Annotated in this window: 19 protein-coding genes and 1 pseudogene; 3 read left to right on the top strand and 17 right to left on the bottom strand. The window is 58.8% G+C overall.

Annotated features, from left to right (window positions below; all coding sequences use genetic code 11):
* Positions 1-15: 15 nt before the first annotated feature.
* Both ACIP02_RS06775 and ACIP02_RS06770 read right to left on the bottom strand, forming a co-directional pair.
* The gene (locus tag ACIP02_RS06775; protein ID WP_400614491.1) at positions 16-1365 is read right to left on the bottom strand and encodes a tryptophan--tRNA ligase; all 1350 of its coding nucleotides are present in this window, start codon (positions 1363-1365) and stop codon (positions 16-18) included.
* A gap of 25 nt (positions 1366-1390) precedes the next feature.
* Positions 1391-2026: an alpha/beta hydrolase gene (locus ACIP02_RS06770; RefSeq protein ID WP_400614489.1), complete on the bottom strand. Its 636-nt coding sequence runs from the start codon at positions 2024-2026 to the stop codon at positions 1391-1393.
* Positions 2027-2161: 135 nt separating this feature from the next.
* On the opposite strand from ACIP02_RS06770, the gene ACIP02_RS06765 reads away from it, so the two are divergent.
* Positions 2162-2599 carry a ZapG family protein gene (locus ACIP02_RS06765; protein ID WP_391127640.1) on the top strand — a complete coding sequence of 146 codons (438 nt, stop codon included), beginning with the start codon at positions 2162-2164 and terminating at the stop codon, positions 2597-2599.
* Between the two features lie 184 nt (positions 2600-2783).
* On the opposite strand, the gene ACIP02_RS06760 is transcribed toward ACIP02_RS06765, so the two are convergent.
* Positions 2784-3977: a methionine gamma-lyase gene (locus ACIP02_RS06760; protein WP_400614486.1), complete on the bottom strand. Its 1194-nt coding sequence runs from the start codon at positions 3975-3977 to the stop codon at positions 2784-2786.
* Positions 3978-4104: 127 nt separating this feature from the next.
* On the opposite strand from ACIP02_RS06760, the gene ACIP02_RS06755 reads away from it, so the two are divergent.
* Complete coding sequence (locus ACIP02_RS06755) at positions 4105-4584, top strand: Lrp/AsnC family transcriptional regulator (protein WP_400614483.1); 480 nt, start codon at positions 4105-4107, stop codon at positions 4582-4584.
* A 52-nt stretch (positions 4585-4636) separates the two neighbouring features.
* Here the strand turns inward: ACIP02_RS06755 and ACIP02_RS06750 are convergent, their stop codons facing one another.
* The 12 genes from ACIP02_RS06750 to ACIP02_RS06695 form a co-directional block, all read right to left on the bottom strand.
* Positions 4637-5941: an FAD-dependent oxidoreductase gene (locus ACIP02_RS06750; RefSeq protein WP_400614481.1), complete on the bottom strand. Its 1305-nt coding sequence runs from the start codon at positions 5939-5941 to the stop codon at positions 4637-4639.
* A complete protein-coding gene (locus ACIP02_RS06745) occupies positions 5932-6276 on the bottom strand; it encodes a c-type cytochrome (protein WP_400614478.1) in 345 nt (114 codons plus the stop codon). The genes ACIP02_RS06750 and ACIP02_RS06745 overlap by 10 nt, the downstream gene beginning before the upstream one ends.
* 65 nt (positions 6277-6341) lie before the next feature.
* Entirely contained in the window at positions 6342-6800 is a 459-nt protein-coding gene (locus tag ACIP02_RS06740) for a hypothetical protein (RefSeq protein ID WP_400614475.1), read from the bottom strand.
* A 79-nt stretch (positions 6801-6879) separates the two neighbouring features.
* Positions 6880-7245: a hypothetical protein gene (locus tag ACIP02_RS06735; protein WP_400614473.1), complete on the bottom strand. Its 366-nt coding sequence runs from the start codon at positions 7243-7245 to the stop codon at positions 6880-6882.
* Positions 7245-7493, bottom strand: coding sequence for a hypothetical protein (locus ACIP02_RS06730; RefSeq protein ID WP_400614471.1), 249 nt, complete (start codon positions 7491-7493; stop codon positions 7245-7247). The genes ACIP02_RS06735 and ACIP02_RS06730 overlap by 1 nt, the downstream gene beginning before the upstream one ends.
* A 61-nt stretch (positions 7494-7554) precedes the next feature.
* Positions 7555-8115 (bottom strand): hypothetical protein, encoded by a 561-nt coding sequence (locus ACIP02_RS06725; protein WP_400614469.1) that lies wholly within the window; start codon positions 8113-8115, stop codon positions 7555-7557.
* Positions 8112-8906, bottom strand: a complete 795-nt coding sequence (locus ACIP02_RS06720) for a hypothetical protein (protein WP_400614467.1) — start codon at positions 8904-8906, stop codon at positions 8112-8114. The genes ACIP02_RS06725 and ACIP02_RS06720 overlap by 4 nt, the downstream gene beginning before the upstream one ends.
* Positions 8899-11736, bottom strand: a complete 2838-nt coding sequence (locus ACIP02_RS06715; RefSeq protein WP_400614465.1) for a hypothetical protein — start codon at positions 11734-11736, stop codon at positions 8899-8901. The genes ACIP02_RS06720 and ACIP02_RS06715 overlap by 8 nt, the downstream gene beginning before the upstream one ends.
* The gene (locus ACIP02_RS06710; RefSeq protein WP_400614462.1) at positions 11733-12518 is read right to left on the bottom strand and encodes a hypothetical protein; all 786 of its coding nucleotides are present in this window, start codon (positions 12516-12518) and stop codon (positions 11733-11735) included. Before ACIP02_RS06710 ends, ACIP02_RS06715 begins: the two co-directional genes overlap by 4 nt.
* Positions 12515-13906 carry an MBL fold metallo-hydrolase gene (locus tag ACIP02_RS06705; RefSeq protein ID WP_400614460.1) on the bottom strand — a complete coding sequence of 464 codons (1392 nt, stop codon included), beginning with the start codon at positions 13904-13906 and terminating at the stop codon, positions 12515-12517. Before ACIP02_RS06705 ends, ACIP02_RS06710 begins: the two co-directional genes overlap by 4 nt.
* The gene (locus ACIP02_RS06700) at positions 13903-15375 is read right to left on the bottom strand and encodes an MBL fold metallo-hydrolase (protein ID WP_400614457.1); all 1473 of its coding nucleotides are present in this window, start codon (positions 15373-15375) and stop codon (positions 13903-13905) included. Before ACIP02_RS06700 ends, ACIP02_RS06705 begins: the two co-directional genes overlap by 4 nt.
* Before the next feature lie 85 nt (positions 15376-15460).
* Positions 15461-15622, bottom strand: coding sequence for a hypothetical protein (locus ACIP02_RS06695; protein WP_400614455.1), 162 nt, complete (start codon positions 15620-15622; stop codon positions 15461-15463).
* A 208-nt stretch (positions 15623-15830) separates the two neighbouring features.
* Here ACIP02_RS06695 and ACIP02_RS06690 point away from each other — a divergent pair.
* Positions 15831-16061: pseudogene (locus ACIP02_RS06690) on the top strand (Lrp/AsnC ligand binding domain-containing protein); the annotation flags it as partial.
* A gap of 528 nt (positions 16062-16589) precedes the next feature.
* Here ACIP02_RS06690 and ACIP02_RS06685 read toward each other — a convergent pair.
* Both ACIP02_RS06685 and cysN read right to left on the bottom strand, forming a co-directional pair.
* Complete coding sequence (locus tag ACIP02_RS06685) at positions 16590-16967, bottom strand: tail fiber domain-containing protein (protein ID WP_400614453.1); 378 nt, start codon at positions 16965-16967, stop codon at positions 16590-16592.
* 206 nt (positions 16968-17173) lie between these two features.
* Positions 17174-19075, bottom strand: coding sequence for a sulfate adenylyltransferase subunit CysN (cysN, locus tag ACIP02_RS06680; protein WP_400614451.1), 1902 nt, complete (start codon positions 19073-19075; stop codon positions 17174-17176).
* Between the last annotated feature and the right edge of the window lie 3 nt (positions 19076-19078).

Below are 19078 nucleotides of genomic sequence, written 5' to 3'. Positions count from 1 at the left end.
TTGCGGCGAAATGCCTCAGTCTGGTTGTGGCGCAAGCGCTGCACGCAGGCTTTCGATGGCCGCATCACGGGCCTCGGCGCTGTCGAACTGCGGCCCGTCGGCAACCTGCTCGCCGTTCAGCCACAGGCCGAAGCCCAGGCCTTCGATACGCACATCGGCCTCGCCACCCTGCTGCAGCTGCTTGCTCACAGCACCGGCGCTCTTGCCGTCGGCGAAGCTGCGCGACAGCAGCAGTTGCTCACCGTCGGCGGCCAGCAGGCGGAAGCGGAAGCTGCCGTCCTCATCTCGGAAGCTGACGAAACGCGCGCTCTTGGCAGCCTTTTTCTTCACTTCGGTGCCGGCCTGCACGCTGGTGCGGAACGAACGCAGGCCAACGGCTTCGCGCAGTTGCTCGAGGAATGGCGTGGCGGTCTTGCGGGCCTTGGCGGCGCCAGCCAGCAGGATGTCTTCGAGGTCCGCCGGGCGGGCGATCAACTGGTGGTAGTACTCACGCTTCTCGGCCAACTGGCCGTCCAGCAACTGGAACAGGCGCTGCTTGGCGTCGCCCCAGCCCAGGCCCTGCAACAGTTCTTCGCGGAATTCGCTGCACTGCTGCGGCGTCGCGAAGGCCTGATACAAAGTGAACAGGTGCGAGTTGTCCGGGTCTTTCGCTTCGCCTGGCGCACGCGAGTCGGTGACGATGCGCGAGATGGCGTCTTTCATGTCCTTGGCGCTGGTGAACAACGGGATGGTGTTGTCGTAGCTCTTGGACATCTTGCGCCCGTCCAGGCCCGGCAGGGTCGCCACGCTCTCTTCGATCACCGCCTCTGGCAGGGCGAAGAAATCCTTGCCCTGGCCGAACAGGTGGTTGAAGCGCTGGCCGATGTCGCGGGCCATTTCCACGTGCTGGATCTGGTCGCGGCCGACCGGCACCTTGTTGGCATTGAACATCAGGATGTCCGCAGCCATCAGCACCGGGTAGCTGAACAGGCCCATGGTCACGCCGGCATCCGGGTCTTCGCCGGCTTCCAGGTTCTTGTCTACCGAAGCCTTGTAGGCGTGCGCACGGTTGAGCAGGCCCTTGGCTGCAACGCAGGTCAGCAACCAGGTCAGCTCGGGGATTTCCGGGATGTCGGACTGGCGGTAGAAGGTCACCTTGTCCGGGTCCAGGCCACCGGCCAGCCAGGTGGCGGCGATTTCCAGGCGCGAACGCTGGATGCGCAGCGGGTCGTCGCACTTGATCAGGGCGTGGTAGTCGGCCAGGAAGTAGAACGAGTCGACACCGGGCTGCTGGCTGGCACGGATCGCCGGGCGGATGGCGCCGGCGTAGTTGCCCAGGTGCGGAGTGCCGGTGGTGGTGATACCGGTAAGAATGCGCGTGGTCATGGGTGTTCGCTTATTCAGGCTTGGCTCAGTTCGAAAGGCGCGGCAGCAGCAGATCCTTCAGATCGGTCAGCTTGCCATGGAAGAAGTGTCCGCATTCTGCCACTTTCAGCAGCTCATGGGGGCGCATCAGGCTGTCAGACCATTCGTAAACCAGCTGCGGCGCGACCACTTCGTCGGCATCCGGCTGCACCACGGTGATCGGGCACTGCTGCGGCAGCGGGAATTCATCGGTCAGGCGCATCACCGCCGGGGCGATCATGAACAAGTGCTGCAGGCCCACCCCGGCGGCCTCCAGGCGGCCAGCCAGGCTGGTGGCGACAAAACCGCCGAACGAGAAGCCCATCAGTACCAGCGGCAGTTCGGCATGCTTGCCACGCAGCCAGGCCGCTGCAGCCTCGGCATCGGCCACTTCGCCAGCGCCCATGTCATGGCTGCCGGCACTCTGGCCAACGCCACGGTAGTTGAAGCGCAGGGTCACATAGCCGGCATCACGGGCGGTGCGCTGCAGGGTCGAGACCACCTTGTTGAGCATGGTACCGCCCTGGACCGGGTTGGGGTGGCAAATCAGCACCGCGCCGCGGGCGTCGGCCACGTCCAGGTACAAGGCTTCCAGCGGGCCGCAGGGGCCATCGATGAACAAGGGGGTTTCGCGGACAAGCAAGGCACTACTCCGTGACCTCAGGGAGGGTCGATTCGTCTAGGTGAGGAATTCTGTTCTGATTTGCGATCGCTCGCGGTATACAGCGCAGGTCTGAGCCGTTAACGTAAAGCAAAGCCGTTTATAGAGGAAGGACTCGTGGAACTCTCGCTCCTTGTTTGGTTGTTGCCGACCTTGGCCCTGGTCATTGGTGTGGTAGTTGGTTTCGTCGTGGCCCGCCTGCTGCCCAATGCCGCGCCGAGCAGCACCCAGCGTCAGCTGGATGAAATGCAGAAGCGCTTCGACAGCTACCAGAACGAAGTGGTGACCCACTTCAACAGCACTGCGGTACTGGTGAAGAAGCTGACCCAGAGCTACCAGGATGTCCAGGACCACCTGGCCGACGGTGCCAACACCCTGGCACTGGACGAACTGACCCGCCAGCGCCTGCTGGCCGCGCTGCATTCCGAAGGCAGCCAAGGCCCGCGTGACCGCCTGACGCCGCCAAAGGACACTGCCGAAGTACCCCGCGACTACGCGCCAAAAGCGCCAAACTCGCCGGGTATGCTCGACGAGAGCTACGGGCTCAAGCGTTGATCCGCTGAACATGAAAAAGGCCTCGCGAGAGGCCTTTTTTGTGGGCGCCGGCCAAAGCCTGTACACGATCCCCTGTAGGAGCGGCCTTGCGTCGCGAAAGGGCTGCACCGCAGCCCCGACAGTATTGCAGGATGGCTGAAATCCTGGGGCCGCTACGCGCCCCTTTCGCGACACAAGGCCGCTCCTACAGGTGCCCCAATGCCTGTTGGATATCAGCCAGCAAGTCCTCCACATCCTCCAGCCCCACCGACAGGCGCACCAGCCCCTCCGAGATCCCGTGATGCGCCCGCTCCTGCGGCGTATAGCTGGAATGGGTCATGCTCGCCGGGTGCTGCGCCAGCGACTCGGCATCCCCCAGGCTCACCGCCCGGGCAAACAGTTGCAGTGCGTTCATGAACCTGCGCCCGGCCTCGATACCGCCCTTGAGCTCAAAGGCAATCATCCCACCCGGCAAACGCATCTGCCGCTGCGCCAGCGCGTACTGGGCGAACGACGGCAACCCCGGGTAGTGAATCAGCTCCACCTGCGGCTGCCGCTCCAGGAACTCGGCCACCTGCCGGGCGTTGGCGCAATGCCGGTCCATGCGCAGGACCAGGGTCTTGATGCCGCGCATCAGCAATGCCGCATCATGCGGCGACAGCACCGCCCCGGTCATGTCTTTCAACCCTTCCAGGCGAATACGGTCGACCAGCGCTTTGCGCCCGACCACCAGGCCGGCTGTGATATCACCGTGACCGCTGAGGTACTTGGTCGCCGAATGCACCACCAGGTCCGCCCCCAGCTCCAGCGGCCGCTGCAGGTAGGGCGTGCAATAGGTGTTGTCGACCACTACATGCACATCATGCCCACGCACCGCCTCGGCCACCGCGGCGATATCCACCAGTTGCATGTTGGGGTTGGCCGGCGTTTCAAAGTAGATCATCCGCGTTTTGCCGTTGATCGCCGCTTTCAGGGCCTTGGCATCGTTCAGGTCGACATGGCGGATCTTCACTCCGAACTCGCCAATGCCGTGGTGCAGGAAGGCAAAGGTGCAGCCGTACAGTGTGCGCCCGACAATCATCTCATCGCCGGGCCGCAGCAAGGTCCAGATGGTCGAGGTAATCGCGCCCATCCCCGACGCCAGCGCCAACCCCGCCTCACCACCCTCCAGCGAAGCCATGCGCTGTTCCAGCAGGGCCAGGGTAGGGTTGGAGATACGGCTGTAGAAATGCCCCGGTTCTTCTCCGGCGAAGCATGCAGCGCCATATTCCACAGTCGGGAAGGCGTAGGTGGCGGTCTGGTAAACCGGCGGCACCAGCGCGCCACCGTGGGACAGCGGGTCGTAGCCATGGTGAATGGCCCGCGTGGAAAAACCGGTGTTGTTATGGGAGTCGCGCATGGCAACAGCCTCTTGTGGTTTGTTATAAGCTTATGCCACCGAGCTGCCAGATTTTTTCCAAAATAGCCCACGCATCCGCGGGCGTGCTGGAACAAAAACAATAATTACCGGACCAGGAGGGCAAAACATGCCTTCAAGCCTCGACCGCACCGACCGCGCCCTGCTCGCCGCCCTGCAGGACAACGGCCGCCTCACCGTTGCCGAACTGGCCGACCAGGTGGCACTGACCACCTCGCCCTGCTGGCGGCGGGTCAAGCTGCTGGAAGACAACGGCTACATCACCGGCTACCAGGCCGTGCTCTCGCCCAAATCGCTGGGGTTTGGTGTTACAGCGTTCGTCAGCATCATGATGGACTCGCACACCAAGGACACGGCGCTGGCATTCGAGCAGCGGCTGATGGAAATTCCCGAGATCGTGGCCTGCCACAACATTTCCGGGCGCTATGACTTCTTGCTGGAGATCCTGGCGCGGGACCTGGAGTCGTTCGGCGAATTCACCCGCGAAGTGCTGCAGCGGTTGCCGGGGGTGAAGGAGATCTATTCGAGTTTTTCGTACAAGGCGGTGAAGGAGCGGCGGGTGATACCGGTGTCGCAAAAACATATTTAAGACAGATTCCGAGCGATAAAAAAGCCCGCAGCCCTTGTTGGCACCTGCCGTCCTAGCCAAACGCCTCTTTGACAAGGCTGTCGAACATGCTGTAGGCCGACATCGCTTCACGACGATGATCCTCGTCGCTGGCATCCAGAGGCGTGACCAGCAAGGTCACGATCTCGATGACATTGCTAGTGGCGTCATGCTGATAGAGCAGCACCACCGAGAGGCCGTAGTTGTCGCCACACAGGCTGTAGCAGACATTCATGTATTCGGGCTTGAGAAGTGCCAAGCCTTGGAACTGGCTATGGATGGCCAAGGCACAGACCCTGGCTTGGCATGCCGCGGCAAAGGCCGACTTGGGGAGTTTTTCAGCATAGGCTGCGTCACCGATCACATGCACATGCGGTACGAGCAGAGATTCCAGGGTCTGGGTGTTGACCGGACACCAGCCATGCTCCGCGGCCAGGCCGTTGTGTCGGGAAAAGTCATCAGCCTGCTGCGGCGCAATAATATTGATGACTTGACCGCTGATTGCCCCTCCCTCTGTCAGCAACTGGCCCTTAGCTTCGTCGAAACCTTGCACGGTTCCCCCCTGCAAGGCACCGATCCACTGAATGTAGGCCTTTTCGGTGCCGTAGCCATAGAAACGCGTCCAAGCCTGCTCGAATTGCGCCTGCTTGGCGAACCGCGGTTTGGCATCCAGGATAATCACTCGCGAATCAGGCTTGTTAGCCTTGAGATAATCGGCAATCAGGCTGGCACGTTCATACGGCCCGGGCGGGCAGCGGTAGTCGTCCTCAGGAACAGAGATCAACACATTTCCGCCGTTGGGCATGGTCTCCAACTGTTGCCGGAGCAGGCGCAGTTGCTCGCCGCCGCCCCAGGCATGAGGCACACGGCTGGCTACCGCTTCGCTATAACCGGCAATGCTGTCGTACTTGTAGCCGATGCCTGTCGCTACCACACAGCGGTCGTAGTCAAGCAATGATCCATCGGCTAGCCGGACCTGTTTGCGCTTGGCATCTATCGAGTGCGCCTTGTGATGAATAACCTCGATACCTTCTGCGCGTAACTGCTCGTAACCAAAGACCAAGGTCTCTTCGTCCCGCTTGTTCACCAGGTACTCTACCCCCAAGGGGCAACAGTGATACTGCTGGCTGGGCTCGATTAGAGTGATCTTTACGTTGGTATCCAGGCGCCTGAGAGTCCGGGCGAAAGTCGCGCCGGCAAAACCACCGCCGATCACCACCACGGCATAAGAGCGGGTCGCCATGGGCACCATTGGCCTGGCCAAGGTCTGGATCGACGCAGCTCCGATACCAGTGGCCAGCCACTTGAGCAGCAGCCTCCGTTTTCGGTTTATCGACATGGTGCATCCTTGCAATCTGAGCCCAGTGATCCGCTGGGCAAGCGGCTGTAATAGTGGGCGAGCTGCCTGAGCGTCTGATCGTCATACTCTCGCATTATCCGATTCATGATGGAGCCTTCAAGGGTGCCGTTGCGATAAGCCGTCAAGGTCTTGTACAGATAGGCCTCGGGCTGGCCGGCCGGAGAAGGAATCACCCCCGACGGGCGCTGCCCCTCGAACCCGTGGCAATTGATACAACCGTTGGTCAACATGAGGGGCTCACCTTGATTGCCGCCTTGTACACCGGCAGTCACCAACAATAGGCCGACCATTAACGACTCAATAACCACACGCATAACCTGAACTCTCTTTGTGCCTTGGGTCGGCCGTGACAACCACAACGACCGAGTTCTCTGATCGCTTACTCAGTGAGTACGTTGCTCATGTATACCTTTGTGTGACGCAAGTACTCTTTAGGAATGTGGTAACCGCCGTAGGCTTTGACATGGCCGTCGATGTAACTGCTCATGGCCTCGCGCGAAGCAAATATCTGCTTGGCCCGCTCAAAGGTGGCCGAATCGCGGTAGATCATCAGGTGGATTAGCGGCTCGCCCAATTCGGTAGGAATCAGGTTGATTACATTGACCCCCTCCTTCGACTTGCCAGCGTCAGTCTGCATATACGAAGCCTGCGAGGTAACGAAGGTATTTAGAAACGCCTCCTCCTGCCCCTTTGGCGGTTCAAAAATGATGGTCATGGCCTTGCTGGCAGAAGTCGCTGCCGGGGTCAATGCTTTCGGGGCCTGGGTCTGAGCCCATGAATGGCTGCCAAAAAACCACAGAAGGCCGACCAAGCCAATACTCGCTGTAAAGTTGCTCATCACTATCACCTTTATTGTTGTTCCCCTGCCAACCAGCCAGGTCCGGAAAATAGGCCGGAATGGCGCAATGGTGGTTTTATTATTTGTGCAAGACGACTGAAATCATTCGACCGTCAGAGCCCAGCGTCGGATTGGCGGTATCCCTGGGAGCAACCTGCACCGAACTGATTTCCACCCGCCGATAGTGTTCGAACATCACACGCTGATACTCCAGCGGCAGCACGGGCCGTATACAGAAAAGAGCCAGACGCCCGTCATCACCGAGCAGGGATTGCGCGGCGAACTTGAGAAACCTGAGGTTCTCATCGTCAACCGCCTTCATGTCATCGGCGAACGGATCAAAAAAGATCGCCGAGTAACGCTGAGCCCTGGTGTCGAGCTGCTGCCAATAGCCGGGGTGCAACTGAATGTTTGCGCGCCCGCTCTTCCAGCGTTCGGCCTGCATCAATACATGGGGTGAGGCTCAACAATGGTATGGGAAGCCGGCCCGAACTCTTGCAGGATGCTGGCCGAGATGCCCATACCGAAACCGATTTCCAGCAGGCGGTCGTCAGGCGTGAGCTTGAGATCCTCTACCATCCTGCGGATCAGCGGCCTCTCCCATTCGTGCATGACGAACTCGTCGCCGATTCGCAGCGAATCGCCGTTGTAAATAGCTTCTGTCGCCAGATAGTCCGTGCGTTGCGGGTCCATGAGCACTCCTTGTCTCGTTATTCAGGATAAGTTCGCAGATAACGCCATCAGCGTTGGGGCGTCACCTCACCAGTCTTAATTCGGGCTTGCCGACGAACGCTTGGGCCGGCGTTACATTTGATTTCAGCAACAGCGTATGGAACCCACTCTTTAGCGAAACCCGGGCGAGGATCGCTATACTCAATTCTTCGAGATACAGCGAAAAGCAATGGAGCATCTGTAGGGGCTGACTGGCTAGCACCGCATAAGCAATTTCCAGAAGCAACTGGTCGAGATAGATCACCAGAGTTCTTTCGCTGTACCGGCAGATAATCGCTTCCAGTTCTATGGCAAACCTGTGATAGAGAGTGTTAAGGCTCTGGCTGCCACAGCGACCGGCATAGGGATCGAACAGCCAATCCATCTTTCGGACCCCATGAATCTGCTGCGGATCGTATAACTCCTGCTCGAAGACCAGTGTCTGGATATTCAAGCTGCTGGCCAGCGCCAAGACTTGGGCATAGCACGCTGAGCGGCCAGACAACACCAGCAGGTCGCCATGGGCACGCTGTAATATCTGAAGGTGGTTATGCAATAACGCCTCGTCGAACTGCCGCGCACTACGCATTAGAATCACGTTCATCTCGTCAATCTCCTTAAGCCAGCTTCACAGGCCGCAAGTGCTTCGATATGCCGCGCACGGGTAGCGCCGACAATACAAGCGTCGACCTGCCGATGATGAAAGGCGTAGTGCAGCGCAGGCCTCAGAGGAATATCGCCGCCCGCAAGGCAATGCACGGCATAGAGGCGAGAGCGGTTCTTGATCTGGGACAAGTACGCGGCATAGCTCGTGCATTGCATGTTCAGCAAGTTGACCGGCACTGCAGCTCCGCCGAATGATCGTTCCCTCAGTACCTGCAAGAAGGCGGGGCTGGAGTGGAACCCTAGGAGAACCCGCGAGGCCACTGGAATGACAGCCTCCATCTGGCGCAGTATCGCGTCAAGCAAAACGTATTGCTGCTGCGCAAGCAGAATGTCCAGCCAGTCCCCCCCCACGGTCACCAGGCCGGGCTGGCAGCAACGGATGATTTCGAGGTCTTCAGCTATCTGTTGCTTATCAGCTGCAAAGGTATACCCAGGGGCGGTGTAATAGTGCGCCGGGTTGGCCTGAATCTGACGGACACTGACGCCTTGCCCCGTGGCCTGTTCGGTCACCCGCATCAGAAACCGTGAATGATAGATATGCCGCCTTCGTGGGCCACCAGCCAAAGCATTGCTGACTGCCTTGGCCGTGGGCCAGTCGCCGCTGGCCAGGCCCAAGCCTGAACTGGCCAGGACGCTGCGCGCGATCCGCTCGACCTGTTGCTCCGAATAGGGGCTTGCGTAACGTTTGAGAAACCCACGATCGCCCAGGTACACAATCGGCTCATTCATGAGTAGCTCCTTGCACGGCGCAATCGCCGATTGCCAACTCGCCGAGCTCAATGTCATGTTCCAGCCGGCAACGATGATCCACCAGCACCATTGTGTTGCCACTAAGCTCGACGTAATGACGCAACGCTTGCACACGCTCGGCCAGTTGCTCGGCGGAAAGCATCCTGAATGGTTCATCCAGCAACAACAGATGATGGCAGCCCTCTGGCAAGTCGCTCAGCCAGGTATTCAGCCAGCTGATTGCACCAGGTTCACTGCCGAGCAGCGCAGAAGTGTTGCTATCTACGTAGTAACAGTTTGACGTCTCGGCGTGAGCCACAGCCGCTTCTTCGGTGACAACGTCGGTGATTCCGGCCACGCCCTTGAGGTAGTCGCTTTTGCCGGAGCCGGAGTGCCCCGATAGCGAATACAATCGGCCCCGTTCTAGGCTCAGGGCACGATAGGCACGTTGAGCAACAAAGGGCGCGATGCTCAGGCTCTGCCCAGCTACCCTCACGGCCACCGAGCTTTTGGGGCGGGCAAAATGCTGTAGGCGCTCCAACGACACAGATTGCGACTTGAAGCCTGTGATGGCCAGAAACACATTGGCCAGGTCGGAGCGCACCAGCAGCAAGGCCGTGACCGCGAGCACAAAAGCCGAGTCGCTCGTCCTGTAGAGGCTGCCCATCAGGACCACCAGCACAATCACCAGATCGCTGAGCAAGGAGCAACTGGCCGCGGTGATGGTGCGGGTGATCACACTGCGCATGCGAGTGGTGTAGAAATACCTGAGCCCCTCGGCAATCGCACCCTGCTGAGTAAGCGCCAGCCAGTTTCCCAAACGCTCGAACGCCACACCACCCACCTGGGAAATCGAATACGCCACATGGGCCGAGCGCAACAGGGAGTCGAATCCCTTGACGCTCTCTACTCGAGTCCCATACAGCTCACTGATCGAAAGCCGATACAACAACGCCAGCAAGCCGCTGAACAACAGTGCCACAGCGACACCGAACAGGCCGAACCCTATCCACAAGGCCACGCCATTGCACAGCAACAGCGCGATGATCCAGGCAATGTCGTGGGAATACCAGGCGATGCGCTCGAATGCCGTGGTGACATCACGAGAAACTACCTGCATCGCGTCGGTTAGATCGGTGGCACGAATGTCTCGCAGTCCATCAATGAACAACTGGGTAAAGCGGCTGCGCAGCAGATTCTCGATAAACAACCCGGCAGCAACCCCAGCGACCACCCCAACCACCCCATACAACAGAACCTGCCCGGATGAGAAAGCTGCCGCTGGCAGCGTCAGATTAACTGCGTAGCTCATCATCAGCGCCGGGACCAGTAAGATCAGCACACCCCAGCAGCAATACCTGAACAGGTTACGCATACCATAACGCCTCAGCGCTGGCTCAACGGCCCGAAACGTCGGAACCGTCCGTTCACCGACTTGCGTCAAGGCCTCGCGCTGCACTATTGCGCTTGCGGCCACAGGGCTGAAACTGACCCAGGGCAGCCGCTCCAAGGCATCTTTCACTGCCAGCGCGGCAGCGGCGTCCAACGCCGATAAATCGTTATCGATACTTAGCTTCCCTCCCTGGGTGCTGGCAAGGAAGACGCCGCGCAGTAATTGCAAACGCAGGCGCTGTCCGGCAGAGAGGTTGCCCCCGTCCAGCTCGATACGCATTTGCAACACCTGTTGTGGGTTCTGCCCCAGTTCGGGCACCAGCCGGAAAGCACTCAGCAGCATGTGCAGAGATTCGCGTTGGCTCTCCAACGGTCCGGGAATCAGTTCGACGAGGACCGCCGGCCAGATCGGCAAGTCGGCATCGAACTCAATCACCCCACCCGACTGATCAGCGGTAGCAGGTCGTAACAAAGGATGCCTGGAGGAATTCAGATACAAGCTACCGAGGGCTTCCAATGATCGGCCGACGGCCTTGTAACTCACATAGGAGCGAGGCAACGCTAACACCGCCGCCAGCAATGGAATGCTGAGCCAGAAAATCGCCCCGTCCCAGACCGTGGCTGATTCCGAGGTACCCAGAAGCCCCAGCATGACAAATGGAATCAAGCGACCGAAACCGATGATGTAGCTGTCGGCGCCGCGTAGCAGCGTATCCAGGTTGCGTAATGAGCCTTCGTCCGCCAGCGTCCGCTCGATGCTCCGTAAGGCGGCCCGGTCAGCGAACTGCTTGAGCCACGGTCCCTTGCGCAACCATGCCGAACACTGTTCGATACGCTGAGCAGTCAGACTCATGATCTTTTGGTAGTTGCGGTCCGAAAGCCTGGAGAGCAGATAGGAGAGTGGCAGGAAAACCCCGATCACCGCTATCGCCCAGAACCCCGCCGCCCCGAACACCAGCGGCGCCAGCAGAATTGAAAACGTCAGGAAAAGCGGTATAGCCAGCAGGTTAACGCTAGCTCCGAAGCCATCGAGGACGACGTTAAAATCCCGCGAAACCAACCGTTCCAGCGCCGACATCTCTACCCCAGGCTGCATCTTGCGCGCCAGAAGGCGCTCGAACTCGCGGCATAGTTTCAAGGATATGTGGCGTTCAAGATTGAGCTCAACCACCACCAGCAGAAATCCACTGATCGCGAGGAGCGCCAGAGGTGCGATTTCTGCCAGCAAGACATCGGCATTGCCTTGAAGGGTGCTCAGCTTGTAGATGAACAATAGCGCCACACTGTATTGCAACAAAGACACCAGTGCATAAGCGCCAACCGCCAAAGGCGCAAGGCTGAAAGCCAAGCTGAAATATCCATCAGCGAAGGCTCGCCCTTCGGTCCGAGCAACCCTCCGATAGCGTAATGCCGGGGTAAAGCAATACATCCATTTCACGGCAAGGCCTCCTCGGAGTACACCCGACCAGGCACCAAGGCCTGTACACGCTGCAGGCACTCTCGGATTTTCTGCAAATCGTAATAGTGAGAGGGGATTTCGCGGCATGCGCAGTAACGGGCCACCCATTCGTCCAGACTCCACGAAGCTGCCGGGCCCGCACCAAGGAAGCGGCTCAAGGACAAGACGTCGAACCACACACTGCGCTGCAGGGAATGTGTCTCCAGGTCGAGGATGCGCACGCTATCCCCGGTCACGACCAGATGTTCGGACTTACAGTCGCCCACGCTGATACCCTGGAGGTCGAACGGCGGGAAGCGGCAACGTGACGACCGGCAGGGATCAAGAAAGTCAGGAGTATTGCGGCGTCCCACTGCACGCTGGATATTCGCCAGAGCTGTGGCATGCATCGCTGCGTAGGCCGCAATGACCTCAGGCAAGTCGGCCGGAACCGGCAAACGGCCCTGGATAAACTCCAACACCAATACCTGATGTTGCGGATCCAGATAATGCATGCCTGCGATCGGCCCCGAGCGGAACAGCAAGTAACCGTTGACTTCGGCGGCATAAGCCGCCTCGTCAAAGTAACGCTTGATCACCACCTGCTCGCCGGAGGCCATGCACAGGCCCGCGCAGACCAGTGACTTCACCGACTGACCGAGTATCCGCAGAACCTGATAACGCTCAGCTAACAGATCGGCGAGCGCCTGCCGCTGCAGCTTTACCTGCGCTGCGCCGAGAAGCGCCAGAGACACATGTTCAAAGGCGCTTTGCCCGCTCATGGCGCAGTCACCAGCGATAATTCATAACTGCGCAACGCGCGCTCATAGTCCACTTGCTCGCTGTAATATTCGAGCCAGAAGGCCAACGGGCTGTCATATCGATCGCAGACATACCACTGCGATGCAGATAGGTTGAGCAACTCCCATATCTGCAACTCGCCCAGAAGGAGTTGGCAGAAATCGTCATGGTCGACACGGATGCCGTAGGGATAGCGCTTGATGGCCTCCGCGCCTTCGGCCGGCACCTCGACGAACTCGACCCTGGACACGTCCAGCATCCATTGTTGGTAGATACCCTCGTCCTGCGTCAGTTGCAGCACCAGTCGGCACGGGCCAACCGGCCGCCCCAAGTAGCTGGACTGAGTCATCAGAACCTGGCCATAGCGGGTAATTAGCCAGGTCCTGGCCATTTCATCGAGATGGGCCTTGATCCGCTGAGTGTCGAACGAGACCGCGGGGCGTTGCCCTTTCGCCGGACGGAGCCCTGCCTGTTCCTCGGGTGCACAAATCCAGTCTGCCGGTTCGCCAGGCCGTGCCAGCATCACATCGAAGCATTCGCCGGGTGCCAGTGAATGCACTGTCCGCAACAACGACAGCTCGCTGCAGATCTGCGCCAGTTCGAGGTTCGTCCAAGGATGATGTATCTTTCCAAGAGGGTCGCTATAACCATTACCTGCGAGGATTAGGGTCGGCACCCGATCAAGTCGGCGCATCGGCTTGTGTACGATTTCATCCACCAACCGCAAGCCGGACACCCGGGCGTAGCGCGGGTCGGGCACCGGCAACAGGTTGTCGAGGCCGATGGGCCCTTGCGCGCCACTGCCCTGGAAATTATTGGTCATCACCATGACTTGGGGCCAAGCAACAGTTCCACTATTCACATCTGCAAAGTAGGCGTCGTCAATACGGGTATCGGACTGTATGAACACTGCCTCGCGGCCCTGATCCTCGACATGCAGCGACGCTACCCGGCTGTCCCAGAACAGTACCTCGGTGCGTGGCATGTAGAAGCGCAGGCTTAGCGAGCCGATGACGAACTCGACCTGAGTATCCACCCGTCGCAGCTCGTAACCGCAGGTGCGGACAATCGCCTCGGCCGCGCCGGGAAACAGCTCTGGGACATAGATCACTTTTTGCTTGAGCAAATGTCCATGATCAGACGACAAGCGGCACAGGGAAGCTGGGTGAAAATGCTGCAGGTGCTCGGTGGTCAACACAATGCCATCCACCGCAGGCATGCGCTGCAGATCGATGTTGCGCTGCGGGACTATCGTGAACTGCCGGTCGGCATCGGAACCGAATCCAGGCCCCAGCACCGGGTCGATCAATATATGGCTATTACCAGCCTGCAGCGACCAGCTTTCGTGCCCGATCATAGTCAGCTTCATGGGCACACCTCTAGGTTCCGCATGCTGCGGTCGATGATTTTCGCCAACAGCTCAGGGCTGCCGTTCTCGCCGTAGTAGCTGTAGAAGAACGGAATCAGGCCGTCGAAGATGCCGCTCTCGAACCAGGACTGGACCGAAACGCCCACGATGTCCCAGATCTGTAGATCCCCTTCGACCATGCCAATGAAATCCACCAGCGGCAAACACACGCCAAAGGGATATCGCGCTACCAGCGATACGAACGGTTTGTGCGTCTCAACCTCAAACTGGCCGCTGATCAGATTCAGCGCATAGCTGTCCTGACGTCCCAGGGCATGCGAGATAAAACTGAAAACAATTCTTTTCGGCCCGAGCTTGCGCCCCTTGTAGTGAGACATCGCCAACACTCTACGCCCGGTGATAAACAGCATCAGACTTTTCGCCAAGCGCTGCAGCTCGGCTTCCGCGCGTCGCAGCAGCTCTTCATATGCCTCGGCATCTTGTACGTCCGGACGAACCGAAGTGACCACCTCAACGGCCTTGCGCGCCCCGATGAAATGGTCCAGCTCCTCGATCAGCAAGTTATGCTGCACCTTGTCCATCTGGACCCAGTCGATACCCGCCTGCGGCCTAGAATCAGAGGCCAGGGCAAAGGCTTCGCCTGGCAGCAGGCCGACAATATTGGTGTCGAGGCTGAGCCGATTGGCTAATCGGCTCAATGTCGGCTGATCGGAAAACGGGAAAACGGCAAAACTGCCCAGCCGCTTGATGAACCCGCCGCCACAAAGGGCAATGTTCTCGGGCTGCACCGGGAAATCATCCATGTAGCTAGTCAGCACGGCGCTCAGCACACCGATCCCCAAGGGGCCGACCTTACGGTTACTTTCGCTGGCGTTCTTGCCCCAGTTCTCCAAGGACTGAAAGGCCCCCGGCGGCGATACCCTGGAATTGTTCGAGACGATCACCAGCTTGGGCGGTGCCAGTCGTCCTTCGACGATATCGGTCTTGAACACCTCGGACACCAACGCGTCCACGGCAATGAAGATCCCACTGTTCGGCTGCTCGGCCTCTTCGATATGCACTTGGGTTACCCGGCTTTCCCAGAAGGCAGTCTTTGGATCGGCCGGGTAGAAGCGCAGGTTCAAGTTACCCACCCGCATCGGCTTACTGTCGTTGACTTGTGTAAGGGTGAACCCGAGGTCGCGGATGCATTGTTTGACCGGTTCGACAATGGTCGCTCCCACAACGAACCGGGCGGAACGTGGCAACAAGTTCAAAGACTGGATATCGAAGTGATCGGAATGCTCGTGACTGAGAAAAATCAGATCTACATCGGACAGGGCGGCAGCATCGACAGTACGTGGCGGATAGATCTCGATCCGATGTTCATCGACCAAACCGAAATCTTTACATAACAGCGGATCTATCAGGATTTTAGTGCTTTCATGTTCTACAAGCCACGTTTGATGGCCGATAAAAATAGCTCTCATGTCCACCTCCCTGGAAGACAACTGAAACTCAATGTCCGAAAAAGGAAAAAGCAAGAAAGGACTTTCTTGCTTTTTCAGGGCTTGCTCAGCGGTGGTAGGCGCAACTTGCCGCTTTGGTTTCAGAAACACGTGTCTTGGACTTATTGATAGCATCGCTTAAAGCCTGCAACTCTTCTTGGGTGAAGAGCACTTTATCTGCGTCCTTACTATTAAGGGACGTCATATTTTGCCGGTTCTTCTGTTCCATGACTCGCTCCTTGTATAAGGGTGACAGATACACCCCAAAAATGGCAGTTCTTCTAACGAACATTCACTGATATTCAGCGACAGCCCCAGACTAGTTCGCCAATAACGCACGCGCAACGGAGAGCAGGCGAAAAAGTAATTTTTCAGAAATTTCCTACAAGAAGGCAGAAAAAATTGATTCCCAAAGCAACTGACAGCATGCATGCCTCGTAGGGTTTGAGCAGCGTCTGATGAAAATTCCCGAGATTGTCGCCTGCCACAACATTTCCGGGCGCTATGACTTCTTGCTGGAGATCCTGGCGCGGGACCTGGAGTCGTTCGGCGAATTCACCCGCGAAGTGCTGCAGCGGTTGCCGGGGGTGAAGGAGATCTATTCGAGTTTTTCGTACAAGGCGGTGAAGGAGAAACGGGTGATACCGGTGTCGGAAAAACATATCTGACAGAGATCTTTCCGAGTAACGCGAAGCTTCCCTACCGATTGACAGGCTGCAACTGACATACCGCGAATTCGATAGACGCTTTGATTTAGCGGGCATCAGTTAAGCAGTATGGGCGTTTCACATTCTTCGCGGGCTCGCCCGCTCCCACAGGGTGCGTGGTCACTCGATAGAAAAAGGCCTCGAAAGAGGCCTTTTTTGATACTTCTGAGTCGTCCAGGGGACCCGCGGCAGCGCGGCTCCCCTTTTCAGCTCACGGCTTACGCCAGGAATGCCCACCTTCATCGTCGTCACCGCCGCTGCGGCAAATGAACAGGTCGATGTATTTCGGGAACACGCTCATGGTAATACGCCTCTTGAATGCACTGGCCAATTCACCAGCTCATCCAGAGTGCCGTGTCCTGGTTTTTTCGGGCATAGGGCAAAAATTCCCGTTCCGCTAGTTCATGCGCATACTTAAGCGCTTGCTCAACATCAGCCCGTGGACCCTCCATACCCCCAGCCCCACCGGAATGGTGAATCTTTTAACCGCTACTGGTGCGCGTCGCCGGCCTTTTCCAAAGTCTTTACACGCTGATCCAGCTCACGGACGGCCTCGATCAAAGGCGCAACCAGCTTTTCGTAGTCCACCGTCAGCAGGCCATCCTTCTCATGCACCAGCTCCGGATAGACCTTCTGCAGGTCCTGTGCGATCACCCCGATGTCATTGCGACCGGACGCTATCCATTTCATCCGTACACCTTGAATCTGCTGCAAGGTGTCCGTGGAGTTCAGCAAAACCTCAATATCGGTCTTCAGTCTTTCATCACTGAAAGGGCAGCATTTGGCGCCCAGATCTGCATGTGCCATACCCGATAACCCAGCAGCCGATACCAACGTCAAGCCTGCGAAAAGAGGGGAAAACTTCATCGCTATGCCTCCTTATGCTCAGAAGCACACAGAGTGAGCGAACGGTTTCCTACTCAATAGTCGGACGCTTCTCCCATAGCTGTAGGAAAAGGCGACGTGACTTGTAGTACGAAATAGAAAGGGGTGGACATTACACGCAGCAAAAGAAACACTTTACGCGTGACAAAAAAACCCGCCGAAGCGGGTTTTTTCTCGCAGCCCAGCGCTTAGATCGCGCCCCGCTGACGCAGCACGTCCAGCACCAGTTTCACGCCTTCGTCGACGCTGATCGACTGGGTATCGATCACCAGGTCGGCGTCCAGCGGCACATCGAACGGGAAGCTTTCGCCCGGGATGTTGTCGCCGCCGGCGGCATACAGGCCTTGCGGGTCACGCTCGCGGCAGGCCAGTGGCGAAGCCTGCACGTAAACGGTCACCAGGCGTTCCTTGCCGATGAGTGCCTTGGCCTGTTCGCGGCCTTCGGCGTCCGGGGCAACGAACGCAGCCAGGGTCAGCATGCCGGCTTCGTTGAACTGGCGCGCCACATGGGCGGCGCGGCGCCAGTTTTCGGTGCGGCCGGCGCGGTCCTGTGGCAGGCCCTTGTTCAGGTCGTGGCGCAGGTTCTGGCCGTCGAGCACGTACACCGCACGGCCCATGTCGAACAGCTTGCGCTCTACGGCATAGGCCAAGGTGCTCTTGCCAGCGCCGGACAGGCCGCTGAACAGCACGGTGGCCGGCTGCTGACCAAAGCGCAGGGCGCGCTCTTCGGTGGACACGTGGGCCAGTTTGCCATGCTGGCCGGTGCTGCCATGCGGCAGGACTGGCTGGGCGATGATCATGCCGGCGCCGACGGTGCCGTTGGTCAGGCGGTCGATGACGATGAACGCACCGGTGGTGCGGTTGCTGTCGTAACCGTCCAGGGCAATGGCGCTGTCCAGGGACACCTTGACGCGGCCAATCTCGTTCAACTGCAGGGCGCTGGCAGCGTCCTTCTCGAGGGTGTTCACATCAACCTTGTGGGTGATGCTGGCAATCGAGCCCGGCACGTAGCTGGTGGCGCGCTTGATGTCGTACTTCTTACCCGGGAGCATCGGCTCTTCGGCCATCCACACCAGCATGGCATCGAACTGGTCGGTTACCGGTGGAACGTTGTCGGCGTGTACCAGCAGGTCACCACGGGAGATGTCGATCTCGTCTTCCATGGTCAGGGTCACGGCCTGGCCGGGACCTGCGTTTTCCAGTTCACCTTCGTAGGTGACGATGGACTTGACCCGGCTGCTCTTGCCCGACGGCAGCACGACGATTTCGTCGCCCTTGTGCACCACGCCGCTGGCGAGGGTGCCGGCAAAGCCGCGGAAGTTCAGGTTTGGGCGGTTGACGTACTGCACCGGGAAACGCAGGTCGGTGAAGTTGCGATCAGCCGAAACCTCGACGGTTTCGAGGATTTCCATCAGCGTCGGGCCGCTGTACCACGGCGACTGCTCGCTGTGGTTGACCACGTTGTCACCCTTGAGCGCCGACATCGGCACGAAGTGCAGGCTGCTCGGGGTCAGGTTGATGGCTTCGGCAAACTTCAGGTAGTCGGCCTTGATCGACTCGAACACGCCTTCATCGAAGCCTTTCAGGTCCATCTTGTTGACCGCGACCACGATGTGCTTGATGCCCAGCAACGAGGCAATGTAGCTGTGGCGGCGGGTCTGCGTCTGCACGCCGTAGCGGGCATCGACCAGGATGATCGCCAGGTCGCAGGTGGACGCACCGGTGGCCATGTTGCGGGTGTACTGCTCGTGGCCCGGGGTGTCGGCGATGATGAACTTGCGCTTGGCGGTGGAGAAGTAGCGGTAGGCGACATCGATGGTGATGCCCTGCTCACGCTCGGCCTGCAGGCCGTCTACCAACAGCGCCAGGTCGACTTCTTCGCCGGTAGTGCCGGACTTTTTCGAGTCACGGGTGATGGCCTCGAGGTGGTCCTCGTAGATCATCTTGGAGTCGTGCAGCAGGCGCCCGATCAGGGTGCTCTTGCCGTCATCCACGTTGCCGCAGGTGAGGAAACGCAGCAGTTCTTTACGCTCGTGCTGAGCCAGATAAGCGAGGATGTCTTCGCTGATCAAATCGGATTGGTGCGACATGGA

Origin of the sequence: Pseudomonas sp. NPDC089408, assembly GCF_044749445.1 — a bacterium.
In the GTDB taxonomy this organism is placed as follows: domain Bacteria; phylum Pseudomonadota; class Gammaproteobacteria; order Pseudomonadales; family Pseudomonadaceae; genus Aquipseudomonas.
This window is presented reverse-complemented; position numbering and strand designations above follow the sequence as displayed.

Bases quoted from the DNA above. Each gene is read 5' to 3' on its own strand.
- ACIP02_RS06725 (WP_400614469.1), bottom strand. From the start codon at position 8,115: ATGAACGTGATTCTAATGCGTAGTGCGCGGCAGTTCGACGAGGCGTTA.
- ACIP02_RS06740 (WP_400614475.1), bottom strand. From the start codon at position 6,800: ATGAGCAACTTTACAGCGAGTATTGGCTTGGTCGGCCTTCTGTGGTTT.
- ACIP02_RS06730 (WP_400614471.1), bottom strand. From the start codon at position 7,493: ATGGACCCGCAACGCACGGACTATCTGGCGACAGAAGCTATTTACAAC.
- ACIP02_RS06750 (WP_400614481.1), bottom strand. From the start codon at position 5,941: ATGTCGATAAACCGAAAACGGAGGCTGCTGCTCAAGTGGCTGGCCACT.
- ACIP02_RS06720 (WP_400614467.1), bottom strand. From the start codon at position 8,906: ATGAATGAGCCGATTGTGTACCTGGGCGATCGTGGGTTTCTCAAACGT.
- cysN (WP_400614451.1), bottom strand. From the start codon at position 19,075: ATGTCGCACCAATCCGATTTGATCAGCGAAGACATCCTCGCTTATCTG.
- ACIP02_RS06735 (WP_400614473.1), bottom strand. From the start codon at position 7,245: ATGCAGGCCGAACGCTGGAAGAGCGGGCGCGCAAACATTCAGTTGCAC.
- ACIP02_RS06700 (WP_400614457.1), bottom strand. From the start codon at position 15,375: ATGAGAGCTATTTTTATCGGCCATCAAACGTGGCTTGTAGAACATGAA.
- ACIP02_RS06695 (WP_400614455.1), bottom strand. From the start codon at position 15,622: ATGGAACAGAAGAACCGGCAAAATATGACGTCCCTTAATAGTAAGGAC.
- ACIP02_RS06755 (WP_400614483.1), top strand. From the start codon at position 4,105: ATGCCTTCAAGCCTCGACCGCACCGACCGCGCCCTGCTCGCCGCCCTG.
- ACIP02_RS06745 (WP_400614478.1), bottom strand. From the start codon at position 6,276: ATGCGTGTGGTTATTGAGTCGTTAATGGTCGGCCTATTGTTGGTGACT.
- ACIP02_RS06760 (WP_400614486.1), bottom strand. From the start codon at position 3,977: ATGCGCGACTCCCATAACAACACCGGTTTTTCCACGCGGGCCATTCAC.
- ACIP02_RS06775 (WP_400614491.1), bottom strand. From the start codon at position 1,365: ATGACCACGCGCATTCTTACCGGTATCACCACCACCGGCACTCCGCAC.
- ACIP02_RS06710 (WP_400614462.1), bottom strand. From the start codon at position 12,518: ATGAGCGGGCAAAGCGCCTTTGAACATGTGTCTCTGGCGCTTCTCGGC.
- ACIP02_RS06685 (WP_400614453.1), bottom strand. From the start codon at position 16,967: ATGAAGTTTTCCCCTCTTTTCGCAGGCTTGACGTTGGTATCGGCTGCT.
- ACIP02_RS06705 (WP_400614460.1), bottom strand. From the start codon at position 13,906: ATGAAGCTGACTATGATCGGGCACGAAAGCTGGTCGCTGCAGGCTGGT.